Consider the following 13,793-nt stretch of genomic DNA (forward strand, 5'->3'; position numbering starts at 1 on the left):
CCGCCTCCGCCGCCTCAGCCGCCCGAGAGCAGGTCGCTCGGAGTCGGGGCCGGTGGCTCCACCAGCTCCCACACCCGGCCGCGGCGCTCGAAGCGCCACCACTGGCCGTCCGATGACACCCGCAGCTGCACGTCGCCCGACGTGAGCCGGTTCGATCGCACCTGCACGTCGTCGGGATCGATCCCGGCCTCGTCGAACGCGTCGAGCCCCTGGTCGATCACCTCGGTGGGCGGTCGCCACAGCGCCTCCTCGATGGCCTCGAGGCCGGCGGGCCCGGCGCTGCGCCAGGCGAGGGCCTGGTGGGTGAGCTGGGCGCTCGACGCGCCGACGCGCCGCGACAGCTCGAGCAGCGATTCGAGGCGGCCGAGGCGGTCGGCGGCGCGGCGGGCGAGGTCGGTCTGCTCGTCGAGGTCGAGGTAGCTCGGGGACCCTTCGGCCAGCTGCGCCCACGCCCGGCGGGCAGCGTCGGACGCCAGGTCGGTGAGCCCGGCGGCGGTGAACGGCGCGTCGCGGGGCGGGTCGGCGGGCCACGTGGACGGCGTGCCCGGCGCGCGGGGGAGCTCGCGCCGCTCGGGGTGGGGCGCCAGGGAGCGGGCCCACGCCTCGCGGGCGACCATGCCCGGATCGACCACGGCACCGCCGCCGAACGCGGCGGCCACCATCCGGCCGGTTCCACCCGGGCCCACGGCGGGCGCCTCGGAGCTTCCGGAGCCCGCGGCGCCGGGCCGGTCGCCGGCCGCGGCCTGCTGGGCGTCCCACGCCCGCTGGGCGCGGACCAGGCCCATGAGGCCCTCCTTGGTGCCGCCGCGCAGGGTGAACAGCACGAACGGGTCGGCGTCGAGCGCGTCGGCCACCAGGTAGCAGACGGCCGCGGCGTGCTTGCACGGGTCGGCCCAGTCGGGGCACGAGCACCGGGGCTTGAGGTCGCCCGGTCCAGGGAGCAGGCGGACCCCTGCGGCTTCGGCATCATCGATCACCGCCGGGTCGAGCTCACCGTCGAGGAGGGCGGCGGCGATGCCCGACCGCTTGGCGATGACCGCAGCCAGGCGCACCCAGTCGTCGTCGCCGTAGGTGGGCACGTCGATGGTGACCTTGTAGGGAAGGGCGCGGTTGCCGCGCACCAGCGCGGTGATCTTGCCGGGGCCCACCTCGACGCGGGCCACCCGGTCCTGGCGGGCGTAGGTGCGGCCGCGGGCCAGGCGGTTGGGGTCGAGCTTGGCGCGTCCCTCGAGCGCGTCGACCCAGGCGCGGCCCCACCAGGTGGAGCCGAACTGGCGGACCGCGGCCATCAGCCCATGCCCCCGTCGGCATCGGCGCCGAGGGCGACGAGCAGGCGCAGGTCGTCGTCGCCCATCTCCGACACCCACCCCTCGCCGGAGGTCACGACGGCATCGGCGATCGACCGCTTCTCGGCGAGCAGCGCGGAGATCCGGTCCTCGACGGTGCCCTCGCACACCATGCGGTGCACCTGGACCGGCTTGTCCTGGCCGATGCGCCAGGCCCGGTCCGAGGCCTGGTCCTCGACGGCCGGGTTCCACCAGCGGTCGTAGTGGATGACGTGGGTGGCCTGGGTGAGGTTGAGCCCCGTGCCGCCGGCCTTCACGGAGATCACGAACACCGGCACCTCGCCGGCCTGGAAGCGGTCGACCATCTCCTGGCGCTTGGCCTCGGGCGTGGCGCCGTAGAGGAACTGGACGGGTCGGCCCGGCGATTCCAGGTGCGTCTTGAGCAGGTGGCCCATGGCGACGAACTGGGTGAACACCAGGACCGACTGGCCCTCGGACGCGATCGTGTCGATGAGCTCGGTGACCGCTTCGAGCTTGCCGGAGCGCCCGGCGATCGGCCCGTCCTGCTTGAGGTACTGGGCCGGGTGGTTGCAGATCTGCTTCAGGCCGGTGAGCAGCTTGAGGACCAGGCCGCGGCGGCTCATCCCCTCGGCGTGCTCGACCTGCTCCATGACCTCGTCGACCGTGGCCTTGTAGAGGGTGACCTGTTCGGTGGTGAGCGGGACGATGCGGTCGGTCTCGGTCTTGGGCGGCAGGTCGGGCGCGATGTCGGGGTCGGACTTGCGGCGGCGCAGGAGGAACGGCCGGACGAGGCGGGCCAGCGATTCGGCGGCGTCGGGGTCTCGGTCGCGCTCGACGGGCACCGCGATCTCGCGGCGGAAGCGGTCGAGCGGGCCGAGCAGGCCGGGCGTGGTCCAGTCGAGCAGCGCCCACAGGTCGACGAGGCGGTTCTCGACGGGCGTGCCGGTGAGGGCGAAGCGGGCGTCGGCAGGGATCTTGCGCAGGGCCTTCGCCGTGCGGCTGATCGGGTTCTTGATGGCCTGCGCTTCGTCGGCGGCGACGAGACCCCACTGGTGCTCGGCCAACGTGGCGGCTTCGCGGCGGGCGACGCCGTAGGTGGTGAGCACGATGGCGTCGGGCGGCAGGTCGTCGAGGCTGCGGTCGGTGCCGTGGTAGCGCAGCACGGGGGTGCCCGGTGCGAACCGCGCCGCTTCCCGGGCCCAGTTCGACAGGACCGACACCGGGCAGATGACCAGCGTGGGCCCCGAGGGGCCCGGGTGGCGGGCCAGGTGGAGGGCGAGGAACTGCACGGTCTTGCCCAGCCCCATGTCGTCGGCCAGCACGCCACCGAGGCCGAGGTCGGCCATCTCGGAGAGCCAGGCGGCCCCGTCGCGCTGGTACGGCCGGAGCTCGGCGCGCAGCGAGGCCGGCGGCTTCCAGTCGCCGCGGTCGCTGACCGTGCGCAGGCGCTCGCCCAGCAGCGCCAGCGGCCCCTGCACCTCGGCGGCGATCTCCTCGCCGTCGACGATCAGGTCGCCGCTCAGCGCCGCGGCGAGCGCCTCGCCGGCGGTGACCTTGCGGCGCTGCTGCAGCCGGGCCAGCTTGCCGGGATCGGCCCGGACCCAGCGGCCGCGCAGCCGCACCACCCCGCGCTTGGCCTGGACGAGTAGGGCCAGCTCGTCGGGGCTCAGCTGCTCGCCGTCGATCGACGCGTCCCAGCGCAGCTCGCACAGCGTGTCGAAGCTCATCCCCGCGGGTCGGTCGGCTCCGAGGCTGTCGGAGGCCACCACCGGCTTGAGGTCGACGGCCTGCAGGACGCCGGCGGGCCACTTCACCTCGATGCCCGAGCCGGCCAGCTCGGTGGCCACCGGTCCGAGGAGGTCCTCGACCTCGGCGCCGGTCAGCTCCAGCTCGGACGGCCGCGCCTCGTCGAGCAGGCGGCCGACGGGGGCCCACACCCGTGCTCCGCGCCGGAGGGTCAGCAGCACCGAGTCCTCGACGTTGGCGCCGAACCGCTCGGCCACCGCGTGCGGGGCGGCCCAGAGGTCGACGGCGTCGAGCACGAGGCTCCGGTCGGCCATGCTGCCCACCTCGAGCACGGCGCGGAACGTCGACGCCGAGGCGATGTCGAGCTCGGTGCCGTCGACGGCGGTGCTGTCGGCGTCGGCGTCGGTGTCGGTGGTCGCGTCAGCGGCGGCGTCCACCGGAGCGGCGTGCTGGGGGTCGGTGGCGTGGGTGCCGGCGTCGTCGAGGCGCAGGGCCACGGTGATGTCGGCCTCGGCGGACGACGACGTCGACTGCAGCCACGACGGGACCGATGCCGAACCGCCCCACGTGGCCGACGCCAGCTCCATGCCCAGGACCGACGCCTCGGACCGGACGACCTCGCCGCGGGCCGGGACGAGGGCCACCCGCTCGCGCACGGCGAACGCCTCCTGGCCAGAGACCAGTGCGGCCGCGGCCGTGCGCACGTACGCGTCGGCGATGGCGTCCCAGAACCGGGCCACCAGCCACCGGGGTGACGACACCCGGCGCGGCGCGGTGCCCGGCAGCGCGGTGGCGTGGGCGGTGGGGGGCAGGGCATCGGCGGCGCCGTCGCGTGCTTCGAGGTCGGCCGGGTCGAGCGGCCCGATCCGCCAGCCGTCGATCCCGTCCTCGTCGACGGCGGGGAGCAGGCGGCCGCGGGCGATCAGGTGCAGGGCGCTGCGGGCGGCCACGGCCCAGCCGTGCACCGAGGCGCCGCAGGGCGCGTCGGGCGCCAGCTCCACGAGGGCGTCGAGCACGTCGATCAGGTCGACGTAGGTGACGGGCACCGTGCGCTGGCGGACGGAGTCTCCGGCCGGCAGGACCACGTCGAGCGCGTCGGTGAACGTGGCCGGCGTGCGGCCGGGCTCCCAGAGCGCGAACCGGCCGGTCCGCGCCGGTCTCCCCGGCACGAAGATGGCCTCGATCCCCGGGTGTTCGAGGAGCGATCGGGCCGGAGACATCCGCTCAAGGCTACGGGCGCCCGGCGCTGGTCCCTCCCGAATCCGCAGCGATCTTCCTGGTCGGAGGGCCCGATCGGGGATCCGGGGTGCCCGGTCGCGGTCCCATGGGCCACAGTGGCGGGACCGACGCCAGGAGAACCCGCATGCTCGCCGACCAGATCCAGACCGACCTCACCGCTGCCATGAAGGCCCGCGACGAGCTCAAGCTCTCCGTGCTCCGCATGGCCCTGGCGGCCATCAAGGAGGCCAAGGTCTCCGGCGACGAGGTCCACGACCTGACCGACGAGGAGGTGGTCGCCCTGCTGGCCAAGGAGGCCAAGCGCCGCGACGAGGCGGCCGAGGCGTTCACCGCCGGCGGCCGGACCGAGAGCGCCGAGCGCGAGCTCGCCGAGCGCGACGTCCTCGCGGCCTACCTGCCCGCGCCGGTGTCAGACGAGGAGATCGAGGCCCTGGTCGACGAGGCCCTCGCCGAGGGCGGGTTCTCCGAGCCCTCGCAGATGGGCCTGGCCATGAAGGCGGCCATGGCCAAGGTGGGCGGCAAGGCCGACGGCAAGAAGGTCTCGGCGCTGGTCAAGGCCCGGCTCGCCGGCTGATCGTGCGCGCCCTGGGGGTCGATGCGGCGGGCCGGCACGGCTGGGTCGGGGTCGTCATCGACGACCACGGCTTCGCCGGCGCCCACCTCGCCCCCGCCCTGGCCGGGCTGATCGCCGCGGTCGACGCGGCGGCGCCCGGCGATCCGGTCCGCGTCGTCGGGGTCGACATCCCCATCGGCCTGGTCGACGGCCCGAAGCGCCACGCCGACGTGGCCGCCAAGGCGTTCGTCGGCATCCGGCGCAGCAGCGTCTTCTGGGCGCCGCACCGCAGCGCGATCGGCTTCACCTCGCAGGCCGAGGCCAACGCCCACCTCGCCGCCATCGGCATGCCCAAGATGAGCGCCCAGGCGATGGGGCTGATGGCAAGGATCCGGGAGGCGGCCGAGCTCGCCCTCGGCGACGAGCGGCTGGTCGAGGTGTTCCCGGAGGCGTCGTTCCGCCAGCTCAACGGCGCCGACGTCCCCGAGTACAAGAAGACCGCCGGCGGGACGCTCCACCGCCTCGCCCTGCTGCGCGCCGCCGAGCCGCCGATCGTGCTGCCTGCCGATCTCGGGCCCGCCGGCCGCGTCCCGGTGGACGACGTGCTCGATGCCGCGGCGGCCGCCTGGTCGGCGCTCCGCCACGCCGACGGCCGCGCCCTGGCGCTGGGCGACCCGGCCGAGCTCGACCCCGCCACCGGCCGCCGCATCGCCGTCTGGGTCTGACCGCCCCGCCGCGCCGGTCCCCGCCGCTCGGCGCGTGCAGAACGTGGTCGCTGGTACACGGTTCTACCCAGCCCGCGGCGCGGAGGCGCGTCGGGTCAGAGGGACGAGAGCGGGGGGCGCTCGTGCATGGGGACGGGCAGCGGGTCCTTGCCCGGGCGGTGCAGGACGGCGGTGCCGGGCGGCCGGACGCCGGCGCGGTCGAGGATGGCCTGGCCGACCGCGAGCGCCTGGGGGCCGAGCTCGTCGAGGGTGCGGTTGCGGTGGTGGCGGACGCCGAGGTCGACCTGGGCGATGCGCTCGATGCCCGCGATCCGCACGGCGTCGATGAGGAGCGCCACGTCGACGCCGTACCCGACCACGAACGGCAGCCGCTCGAGGAGGGTGCGGCGGCCCGCGTACTCGCCGGCGAGCGGCTGGGCGATCTCGGCCAGCTCCGGGAAGTACAGCGACAGCAGCGGCCGGGCCAGCAGCTCGGTGACGCGGCCCCCTCCCACCCCGTGGGCCTCGGGCCGGTGGTAGTGGCCCTTCACGAAGTCGATCTCGGGATCGGAGATCAGCGCGCCCACCATGCCCAGGATGAAGTCGGGGTCGAAGTCGACGATGTCGGCGTCGACCCACACCACGATGTCGCCGGTGGACTCGTGGACCGACTTCCACAGCGCCTCGCCCTTGCCGTGGCCCTCGCCGTGGTGGGCGAGCACGGAGGCGGCGTCGACGACGCGGGCCCCGGCGGCGCGGGCGACCGCCGCGGTGCCGTCGGTGGAGTGGTCGTCGACCACGACGATCTCGTCGACGAGGGCGTGGCCGTGAGCCGCGATGGCCCCGTCGATGAGGGCGCCGCGGATGGCGGCGACCACGAAGCCGACGGTGGCGTCCTCGTTGCGGGCGGGGATGCAGGCCGAGACCGTGGTCCCGGTGGCGACCTTGTCGGCCAGCACGGTGGCGAGGTCGAACGCGTGCTCGGGATGCGACCGCACCCCACGCTGGTCGCTCGACGTGGTCATGGGCGTCATCGTCATCGGTCAACCGTTCCCGGGCAAGACGGGTGCCGGCGAGGTGCCGAACCCTGGGCGTCGTTCCCGTTGCAGCTCCCCGACCACGGTACGGATCGATGGCGTCGTCAGCGTTGCGCCACCATGAAGGCATCCCAACCGAAACCTGTCGTTCGCGGGGAGCCGCCGTGGTGGAACGGTCCGAGGCCGCTACTACGATCACGTGCGCCCCGGCGGTCGCCGGGTCGAGTTCGAGCCGAGGTCCCCGTCGATGAGCGTCACCGTCCGAGTCCCCACCACCCTCCGCACCCTCACGGGCGGCGCCTCCGAGGTCTCGCTCGAGGGTTCCACGGTCGGCGAGGTGCTGACCTCGCTCGAGGCCGTCCACCCCGGCTTCAAGGACCGCCTGCTCGACGACCAGGGCGGCCTGCGCCGCTTCGTCAACCTCTACGTGGCCGACGACGACGTGCGCTTCCGCGACGGCCTCGACACGGCGGTGGCCGACGGCGAGACCGTCTCCATCATCCCTGCCGTCGCCGGCGGCATCTGACCCACCCGGCTCCGAGCTGATCGCCGGGCGAGGCGCTCCTTCGGCGCGCCCGGTCGGCGGACGTTGCCGGAGGGGATCGGCACGAACGGCCTGGGGACCATCCGCCCGTCACCCCACCGGCGACGTCCAGTTCGATGGGACGCCGACGGGTGGCAGCGGTCCATCTGGTTGGCGGCGGACCACCAGCAGCCTCCCTCCAGCTGCTGATGGCCCGCCCGCACACGCCGGATCGCCTGAGCGACCCGGCCCCTATCCATCGGTGCGCGGCGTGGGATCGAGATGGGTCGTACGACCCGTTTGCGCTGCACAGCGTGGTGAAACCCGCCCGGCGGAGGGTCGGACCGGGCCGTGCTGGTTAGCAGTCTCGCCCCGCGGTTGCTAACGGTGGCGAGAAGTGGTTGGCTGTTAGCACTCTCCATCGGGGAGTGCTAGCCGTGTCATCAGCTAGTCACCGTCATCCGCCTCCAGGAGAACCCAGGGATGCCCAAGATCATCGCTTTCGACGAGCAGGCTCGCCGTGCCCTCGAATCCGGCATGAACCAGCTCGCCGACGCCGTCGCCGTCACGCTCGGCCCCAAGGGCCGCAACGTCGTGCTGGAGAAGAAGTGGGGTGCCCCCACGATCACCAAGGACGGCGTCTCCGTCGCCAAGGACATCGAGCTCGAAGACCCCTACGAGAAGATCGGCGCCGAGCTGGTCAAGGAGGTCGCCAAGAAGACCGACGACGTCGCGGGTGACGGCACCACCACCGCCACCGTGCTCGCTCGGGCCATGGTCACCGAGGGCCTGAAGAACGTCGCCGCCGGCGCCAACCCGATGGACCTCAAGCGGGGCATCGAAGCCGCCGTCGAGGCCGCGGTCATCAGCATCCACGCCCTGTCCGTCGAGATCGACGACAAGGAGCAGATCGCCAAGGTCGCCTCCATCTCCGCCAACAACGACGCCGAGATCGGCGAGGCCATCGCCGAGGCCATGGACAAGGTCGGCCGCGACGGCGTCATCACCGTCGAGGAGTCGAACACGTTCGGCATCGAGACCGACTTCGTCGAGGGCATGCGCTTCGACAAGGGCTACATCTCCCCCTACTTCGTGACCGACCCCGAGCGCATGGAGGCCGTCCTCGACGATGCCTACGTGCTGCTCGTGTCGTCGAAGATCTCCGCCGTGCGCGACCTCGTGCCCGTGCTCGAGAAGGTCATGCAGGGCGGCAAGCCCCTCGTGATCATCGCCGAGGACATCGAGGGCGAGGCCCTCTCCACCCTCGTGGTCAACAAGATCCGCGGCACGTTCCGCTCGGTCGCCGTCAAGGCCCCCGGGTTCGGCGAGCGCCGCAAGGCCATGCTGCAGGACATCGCCCTGCTCACCGGCGCCCAGGTCATCAGCGAAGACGTCGGCCTCAAGCTCGACGCCACCACGCTCGACCTCCTCGGCTCGGCCAAGAAGGTCATCATCACCAAGGACGAGACCACCATCGTCGAAGGTGGCGGCTCCGAGGAAGACATCGCCGGCCGCGTGTCGCAGATCAAGGCCGAGATCGACAACACCGACTCCGACTACGACCGTGAGAAGCTCCAGGAGCGCCTCGCCAAGCTGTCGGGCGGCGTCGCCGTGCTCAAGGTCGGTGCTGCCACCGAGACCGAGCTCAAGGAGAAGAAGCACCGCATCGAAGACGCGGTGAGCACGGCCAAGGCCGCCATCGAAGAGGGCGTCGTGCCCGGCGGTGGCGTGGCCCTCATCCGGGCCATCCCCGCCATCCTCGAGGCCGCCGACAAGCTCGAGGGCGACATCGCCACCGGTGCCCGCATCGTGGCCAAGGCCGTCGAGGCTCCCCTCAAGCAGATCGCCCTCAACGCCGGCCTCGAAGGCGGCGTGGTGGTCTCCAAGGTCAAGGAGCTCACCGGCACCCAGGGCTACAACGCTGCTGACGACACCTACGGCGAGATGCTGCCGGCCGTGCCCGACGCCGCCAAGGTCACCCGCTCGGCGCTGCAGAACGCGGCCTCGATCGCGGCCCTGTTCCTCACCACCGAAGCCGTCATCGCCGACAAGCCCGCCGAGGGCGGCGGCGGCGGCATGGGTGGAGGCATGGAGGACTTCTAGTCCGAGCGGGTCTCGCTGCGGCTCCTGCCGCACGGTCCAGACCCGTCGTGTTGCACCGATCGAGGGGTGGCTGAGCTTCGGCTCGCCGCCCCTCGCTCGCGCTCGGGCTCGGGTCGAACCTGCCCCCGTCGTGCCAGGCGACGACGAGGGCCGAGGGTCCGGTCAGTCCGTCGCGCTGCGGCGGCGGGCGATGACGATCGCCGCGGCGCCGACCAGGACCCCGACGATGCCGATGACGATGCCGATGGTGGCCTTGGAGTTGGCGTCGTCGACATCGGACTGGCTCGCCGCGGTGACTGCGACGGCGGGGGTGGTCGTGGTGGCGGCGCCACCGGTGTCGGCGCCTCCGGTGTCGGCCGCGGCGGTCAGGGTGAGGACCGGCGCGGGGTGCTCGGCCTCGCCTCCACCCGAGGGGGTGTCGTCGATCCACGACACCTCGCGGCCATCCGAGTACGTCTGGATGGTGGGGAACCTGACCTGGTCGGCGTCGTCGGGGAGCTGGCCGACGATCAGCCGGAAGTCGCCGTACTCCCCGGGGGCGATCGAGCCGCCGGTCCAGATCACCTCGCTGGCCGCCTCGGTGATGGTCCCGTCGTCGGTCGTGATGGGCTTGGCCAGCTTCACCGTCTTCACCTCGACCTTCCAGCCGGGCATCGACGCGGCCTCGACCCCGACCAGCGGAGGATCGCTGGGAATCTGCATGTCAACCTTGACGGTGCTCGCCGTGTTGTCCTCGTTGGGCACGCGGAACGTGAGCTCCTGGTCGGTGCCGCCCTTCGGCGCCGATCCCGGGTCCACGGTGACGTGCGCCCACGCGGCGAGGCCGGTGCCGACGATGACGACGGCGACCACAGCGGGGACGGCGAGCAGGCGGCGGACCATGGTGACTCCTCACGGGCGGCACCCTCGGCCGCCACGGGGGAACCTAACTCGGCCCGCCGCTGCACGGCCGCGTTCGTGGCCCTGTCCGGCGGTCCCCGTCCCGCGATCTCCACCCATCGGTGGATGTACTCGTGCGCACGAGGGCGCACCATCGGGTCCATGGCGAAGACCCGTGTGCTCGTTGTCCTGATGTCGATGGTGTCCCTGGCGGTCGTGGGCGTGGTGCCACAGCTGGCCGGGGCGGCGGGCCCCGGTCCGCAACCCGCAACGGGGACCTACGAGACCCCGATCGGCCGTTCCCCGATCGTGGCCCCCGATCCCGACGACCCGACCAAGCTCCTCGCCCAGACCAGCAACAGCACCAACTTCGGCGGGACCTTCACGGGCAGCACGCAGTACTTCGGGACCGTGACCTACGACCCCGTCACCAAGGAGAGCGAAGGGAACCTGGTGGAGGTCTTCACCGGCACCGTCGCCGACCTGGGTGCCGGCACCGTGACCTTCAAGGAGCACTTCACGCAGGACGCCACGCAGCTCACGCTCCTCGACGCGGCCATCGTCAGCGCGACGGGTCCGCTGCGGGGCCTCACCGGACTCCTCCACTTCGAGGGCAGGAGCGATGCGTACGGCGTCGGCGCCGGGACCTACTCGGGGACGATCGACACGTCGCAGCTCGATCCCGAACCGGTGACGACGAACGTTCCGCTGACCGCCTCGCCGACCACTCCGCCGGCCGCGCCTCCCGCCCCCGCCCTCGCCCCGGTCACCCCGGCGGCCTACACCGGCTGATCGTGCGGCGCGGCGGCGTGCGGTTGCGGGGCGTTGCGCCGGGCGGCCGCGGCCGCCAGCTCGGTCCGGTTGGTCAGGCCGAGCTTGGCGTAGACGTGGTTGAGGTGGGTCTTGACCGTGCCGACGCTCACGAAGAGCCGCGCCGCGATCGCCGGGTTCGTGAGCCCCTCCGCGGCCAGGTCGACCACCCGGGCCTCGGTCGGCGTGAGGCTCGACCAGCCTGCAGGGGCGCGGCCGCGCACGCCACGACGTCGACGGGCATACCGGGTGGCGTCGTCGAGCGTCATCGTCGCTCCTTCGTCCACGGCCGCGTCGAAGGCCTCCGACCCGATCCGTGACCGGGCGTCGTGCTCGAGCGGGGCGATGGAGCGCAGGGTCCACACCGGCGCTGCGCACCCGTGGCCGGCCCGCCAGGCCCGGGCCGCACCGATGAGCCGGGCCGCGTCGAGGTCGAGCTGCCGGGCGGCCGCGGCCGCGCCGAGCGCCTCCAGCAGGTGGGCCCGCGCCACCGCGGAAGGACCGCCGAGGGTCTCGAGCGCCTCGTGCAGGAGGGCCTCCGCCGCGGAGGGGTCGTGGTCGAGGACGCTGAGCGCCGACACCAGGAGCTGGTTCACGAGCGACTCCGGCTTGCCGAGACGACGCGCCAGCTCGAGGGCCTCGGCACAGGTCTGCGCCGTCTCGGGCCCCTCGATCAGCAGGGCCGCCAGAGCCGCCACGCTTCGGGGGAGCACATCGAGCACCGACACCACCGCCCCCGTGGGCAGCGGGCGATCGATGAGCCGCGCGTAGACCGCGGTGGGGTCGGTCCGCACGAGGATCCGGGCGTCGGTCGCCTCCAGGAGCTCCTGGTAGGCATCGGCGCCTTGATCGCTCACCTGCCTGCGGCACCGCTCGACGGCTGCCGCGGCGACCTCGGGTCGGCCGCGCTCGAGCATGGTCGCGGCGTGCATGAACGTGAGCGTGACGCGGGTCGGGGCGTCGCCGATGGCGAGCGATGCGTCCAACCCGCGCTCGTACCAGCTGTCGGCCGCCGGCCACGCCGCGCTCTCGGCGAAGCGGCGAACCGCGAGGACGCTGTTCCACGCGTCGAGCTGGGGGTTGCGGAGCTCGATCCCGATCGCTTCCGCCTCGGCGATCCACGGAGCGGCACCGGGGGCATCGGGAGCCGAGGTCAGGACCTGGACCTGCAGGGAGACGGCCAGGCACCACGCGTCGCCGGTGGTGCGGGCCACCGCAGCCGCCCGCCTCGCGTGCTCGTGCGCGGCGGGCGGCGCGATGAAGCACTCGACGTTGGCCATCCCCCACAGGCTGCGGGCCACGATCCAGTCGTCGCCCGCAGCTTCCGCCTCCTCGAGGGTCTCGACGGCGAGCTCGTAGCTGGGCCCGAAGCGGCCGGCCCAGTAGAGGAGGTCGGACTGCGACCAGCGGACCCGACGTCCGAGGTCCGGCTCGAGCGTGGCGTCGTCGGCCGCGAGCTCGAGCACCGCCAGGCCCTCGGTCAGGTGGCCGTGCAGCTTCCAGAACCAGGTGAGGTCGGCGGCGATGGCACCGGCGTCGTCGACGCGGCCGCACCTCGTCGCCCAGTCGAGCGCGGCCCGCAGGTTGGCGTGCTCGAGCTCCAGCCGGTCGAGGACCGGCCGTTGCGCCGAACCGGTCAAGGCGGGCTCGGCCTCGCTCGCCATCTGCTGCACCCAGCCGAGGTGGCGGTCGCGCACCGCCGCGGCCTCGCCGGCCTCCTCCAGCCGTTCGAAGGCGAAGGCCCGAAGCGTCTCGAGCAGGGAGAACCGCATCTCGCCATCGCCACCGCGCTCGGCCTGCACCAGCGATCGGTCGACCAGCCCGGTCAGGACCGTCCGGACGGATCGCCGATCGAGCACCGGGTCCGGTACGACGGCCGTCGCCGCGTCGATCCCGAACCCGCCGGCGAAGACCGCAAGGCGGCGGAAGGTGATCTGCTCCGGCGCCGTCAGGAGGTCGTGGCTCCACGCGATGGACGCGGTCAGGGTCTGGTGGCGGGGTGTGGCGCGCCGCCCTGGGTCGTCGGGAAGCGTGGCGTGCTCCGCCAGGTGCCGGGTCAGCTCGTTCAGGCTCATCACCCGAAGGAGCGCGGCAGCCAGCTCGATCGCGAGGGGCATGCCATCGAGCCGGTGCAGGAGATCGAGGACGACGGGTGCGCTGTCGGCGTCGAGGACGTGGGACGGCTGCACGAGACGGGCCCGCTCGTCGAACAGCCTCAGGGCATCGGCGGTCGCGATCGCGGCGGGCGCCGTGGTGCCCCGCGGCGGCAGGGCCAGGGCCGGCGCCACCCACCCCACCTCCCCAGGGATCCCGAGGCGCTCACGGCTGGTGGTGAGAACCACCAGCCGTGAGCAGCGGGCCAGGAGGAACCCGACCACGTCGGCGACCGCCTCGATCACGTGCTCGCAGTTGTCCAGCACCAGCAGCTCGCGCTGGTCTCCGATCGCGGCGACGATGAGGTCCCGGGCCTCCTGGTCGGGGCGCTCGGGGACGTCGAGGCCCACGCGGATCGCCTCGCCCACGAGGTCGGGCCGGGCGACCGGGGCCAGTTCGATGACGCCCACCACGGTCGCACCCTGGGCCCGGTGCGCCACTTCGAGCGCCAACCGGGTCTTCCCCGATCCGCCCGGTCCGGTGACCGTCAGCAGCCGGTGCTCGCCGAGGAGCGCTTCGAGCTCGCGCAGCTCCGCGGCGCGCCCGATGAACGGGCTGATCGCCATCGGGACGCCAGCGCGGTCCGGGGCGGACGCGGCGACGGGGTCGGCCCGCGTCACGAGGTCGTCCTCCGCCGACGATCAGGGGTGTTGGGGGCTCCCAGCACGACTGCCTGAACGGCCATGGGGATCGTCCCTCTCGCCGAGCACCTGCCTGCGGAAGCGTACCGATCCTCCG

General features: G+C 73.3%; 10 protein-coding genes. 5 read left to right on the forward strand and 5 right to left on the reverse strand.

Features of this window, described 5'->3' with window-relative positions; genetic code table 11:
- Window positions 1–14 precede the first annotated feature (14 nt).
- On the reverse strand, window positions 15–1,289 hold the full coding sequence (locus ACPPVX_RS13965) for an SWIM zinc finger family protein (RefSeq protein ID WP_426571170.1): 1,275 nt from the start codon (window positions 1,287–1,289) through the stop codon (window positions 15–17).
- Window positions 1,289–4,273 (reverse strand): DEAD/DEAH box helicase, encoded by a 2,985-nt coding sequence (locus tag ACPPVX_RS13970; RefSeq protein WP_426571171.1) that lies wholly within the window; start codon window positions 4,271–4,273, stop codon window positions 1,289–1,291. The genes ACPPVX_RS13965 and ACPPVX_RS13970 overlap by 1 nt, the downstream gene beginning before the upstream one ends.
- A 143-nt stretch (window positions 4,274–4,416) precedes the next feature.
- Between ACPPVX_RS13970 and ACPPVX_RS13975 the strand changes: the two genes are divergently transcribed.
- Window positions 4,417–4,866: a GatB/YqeY domain-containing protein gene (locus tag ACPPVX_RS13975; RefSeq protein ID WP_426571172.1), complete on the forward strand. Its 450-nt coding sequence runs from the start codon at window positions 4,417–4,419 to the stop codon at window positions 4,864–4,866.
- Between the two features lie 2 nt (window positions 4,867–4,868).
- Window positions 4,869–5,570 carry a DUF429 domain-containing protein gene (locus tag ACPPVX_RS13980; protein WP_426571173.1) on the forward strand — a complete coding sequence of 234 codons (702 nt, stop codon included), beginning with the start codon at window positions 4,869–4,871 and terminating at the stop codon, window positions 5,568–5,570.
- 95 nt (window positions 5,571–5,665) lie between these two features.
- Here ACPPVX_RS13980 and ACPPVX_RS13985 read toward each other — a convergent pair whose 3' ends face one another.
- Complete coding sequence (locus ACPPVX_RS13985; protein WP_426571174.1) at window positions 5,666–6,589, reverse strand: glucosyl-3-phosphoglycerate synthase; 924 nt, start codon at window positions 6,587–6,589, stop codon at window positions 5,666–5,668.
- 244 nt (window positions 6,590–6,833) lie between these two features.
- Here ACPPVX_RS13985 and ACPPVX_RS13990 point away from each other — a divergent pair, with 244 nt between their 5' ends.
- A complete protein-coding gene (locus ACPPVX_RS13990; RefSeq protein ID WP_426571175.1) occupies window positions 6,834–7,112 on the forward strand; it encodes a ubiquitin-like small modifier protein 1 in 279 nt (92 codons plus the stop codon).
- Between the two features lie 480 nt (window positions 7,113–7,592).
- A complete protein-coding gene (gene groL, locus ACPPVX_RS13995; protein WP_426571176.1) occupies window positions 7,593–9,212 on the forward strand; it encodes a chaperonin GroEL in 1,620 nt (539 codons plus the stop codon).
- Window positions 9,213–9,374: 162 nt separating this feature from the next.
- Here groL and ACPPVX_RS14000 read toward each other — a convergent pair whose 3' ends face one another.
- The gene (locus ACPPVX_RS14000) at window positions 9,375–10,094 is read right to left on the reverse strand and encodes a YcnI family protein (RefSeq protein ID WP_426571177.1); all 720 of its coding nucleotides are present in this window, start codon (window positions 10,092–10,094) and stop codon (window positions 9,375–9,377) included.
- Window positions 10,095–10,253: 159 nt separating this feature from the next.
- Here ACPPVX_RS14000 and ACPPVX_RS14005 point away from each other — a divergent pair, with 159 nt between their 5' ends.
- Window positions 10,254–10,883 carry a DUF3224 domain-containing protein gene (locus tag ACPPVX_RS14005; RefSeq protein WP_426571178.1) on the forward strand — a complete coding sequence of 210 codons (630 nt, stop codon included), beginning with the start codon at window positions 10,254–10,256 and terminating at the stop codon, window positions 10,881–10,883.
- Here the strand turns inward: ACPPVX_RS14005 and ACPPVX_RS14010 are convergent.
- Window positions 10,871–13,675, reverse strand: coding sequence for a helix-turn-helix transcriptional regulator (locus tag ACPPVX_RS14010; protein ID WP_426571179.1), 2,805 nt, complete (start codon window positions 13,673–13,675; stop codon window positions 10,871–10,873). The two genes, ACPPVX_RS14005 and ACPPVX_RS14010, sit on opposite strands and share 13 nt — an antisense overlap.
- Window positions 13,676–13,793 lie beyond the last annotated feature (118 nt).

It is taken from the genome of Aquihabitans sp. McL0605 (assembly GCF_049993875.1).
Classification (GTDB): domain Bacteria; phylum Actinomycetota; class Acidimicrobiia; order Acidimicrobiales; family Iamiaceae; genus Aquihabitans.

Excerpts from the sequence above, each read along its gene's own strand:
- ACPPVX_RS13965 (WP_426571170.1), bottom strand. The coding sequence starts at position 1,289 with ATGGCCGCGGTCCGCCAGTTCGGCTCCACCTGGTGGGGCCGCGCCTGG.
- ACPPVX_RS13970 (WP_426571171.1), bottom strand. The coding sequence starts at position 4,273 with ATGTCTCCGGCCCGATCGCTCCTCGAACACCCGGGGATCGAGGCCATC.
- ACPPVX_RS13975 (WP_426571172.1), top strand. The coding sequence starts at position 4,417 with ATGCTCGCCGACCAGATCCAGACCGACCTCACCGCTGCCATGAAGGCC.
- ACPPVX_RS13985 (WP_426571174.1), bottom strand. The coding sequence starts at position 6,589 with ATGACGATGACGCCCATGACCACGTCGAGCGACCAGCGTGGGGTGCGG.
- ACPPVX_RS13990 (WP_426571175.1), top strand. The coding sequence starts at position 6,834 with ATGAGCGTCACCGTCCGAGTCCCCACCACCCTCCGCACCCTCACGGGC.
- groL (WP_426571176.1), top strand. The coding sequence starts at position 7,593 with ATGCCCAAGATCATCGCTTTCGACGAGCAGGCTCGCCGTGCCCTCGAA.
- ACPPVX_RS14000 (WP_426571177.1), bottom strand. The coding sequence starts at position 10,094 with ATGGTCCGCCGCCTGCTCGCCGTCCCCGCTGTGGTCGCCGTCGTCATC.
- ACPPVX_RS14005 (WP_426571178.1), top strand. The coding sequence starts at position 10,254 with ATGGCGAAGACCCGTGTGCTCGTTGTCCTGATGTCGATGGTGTCCCTG.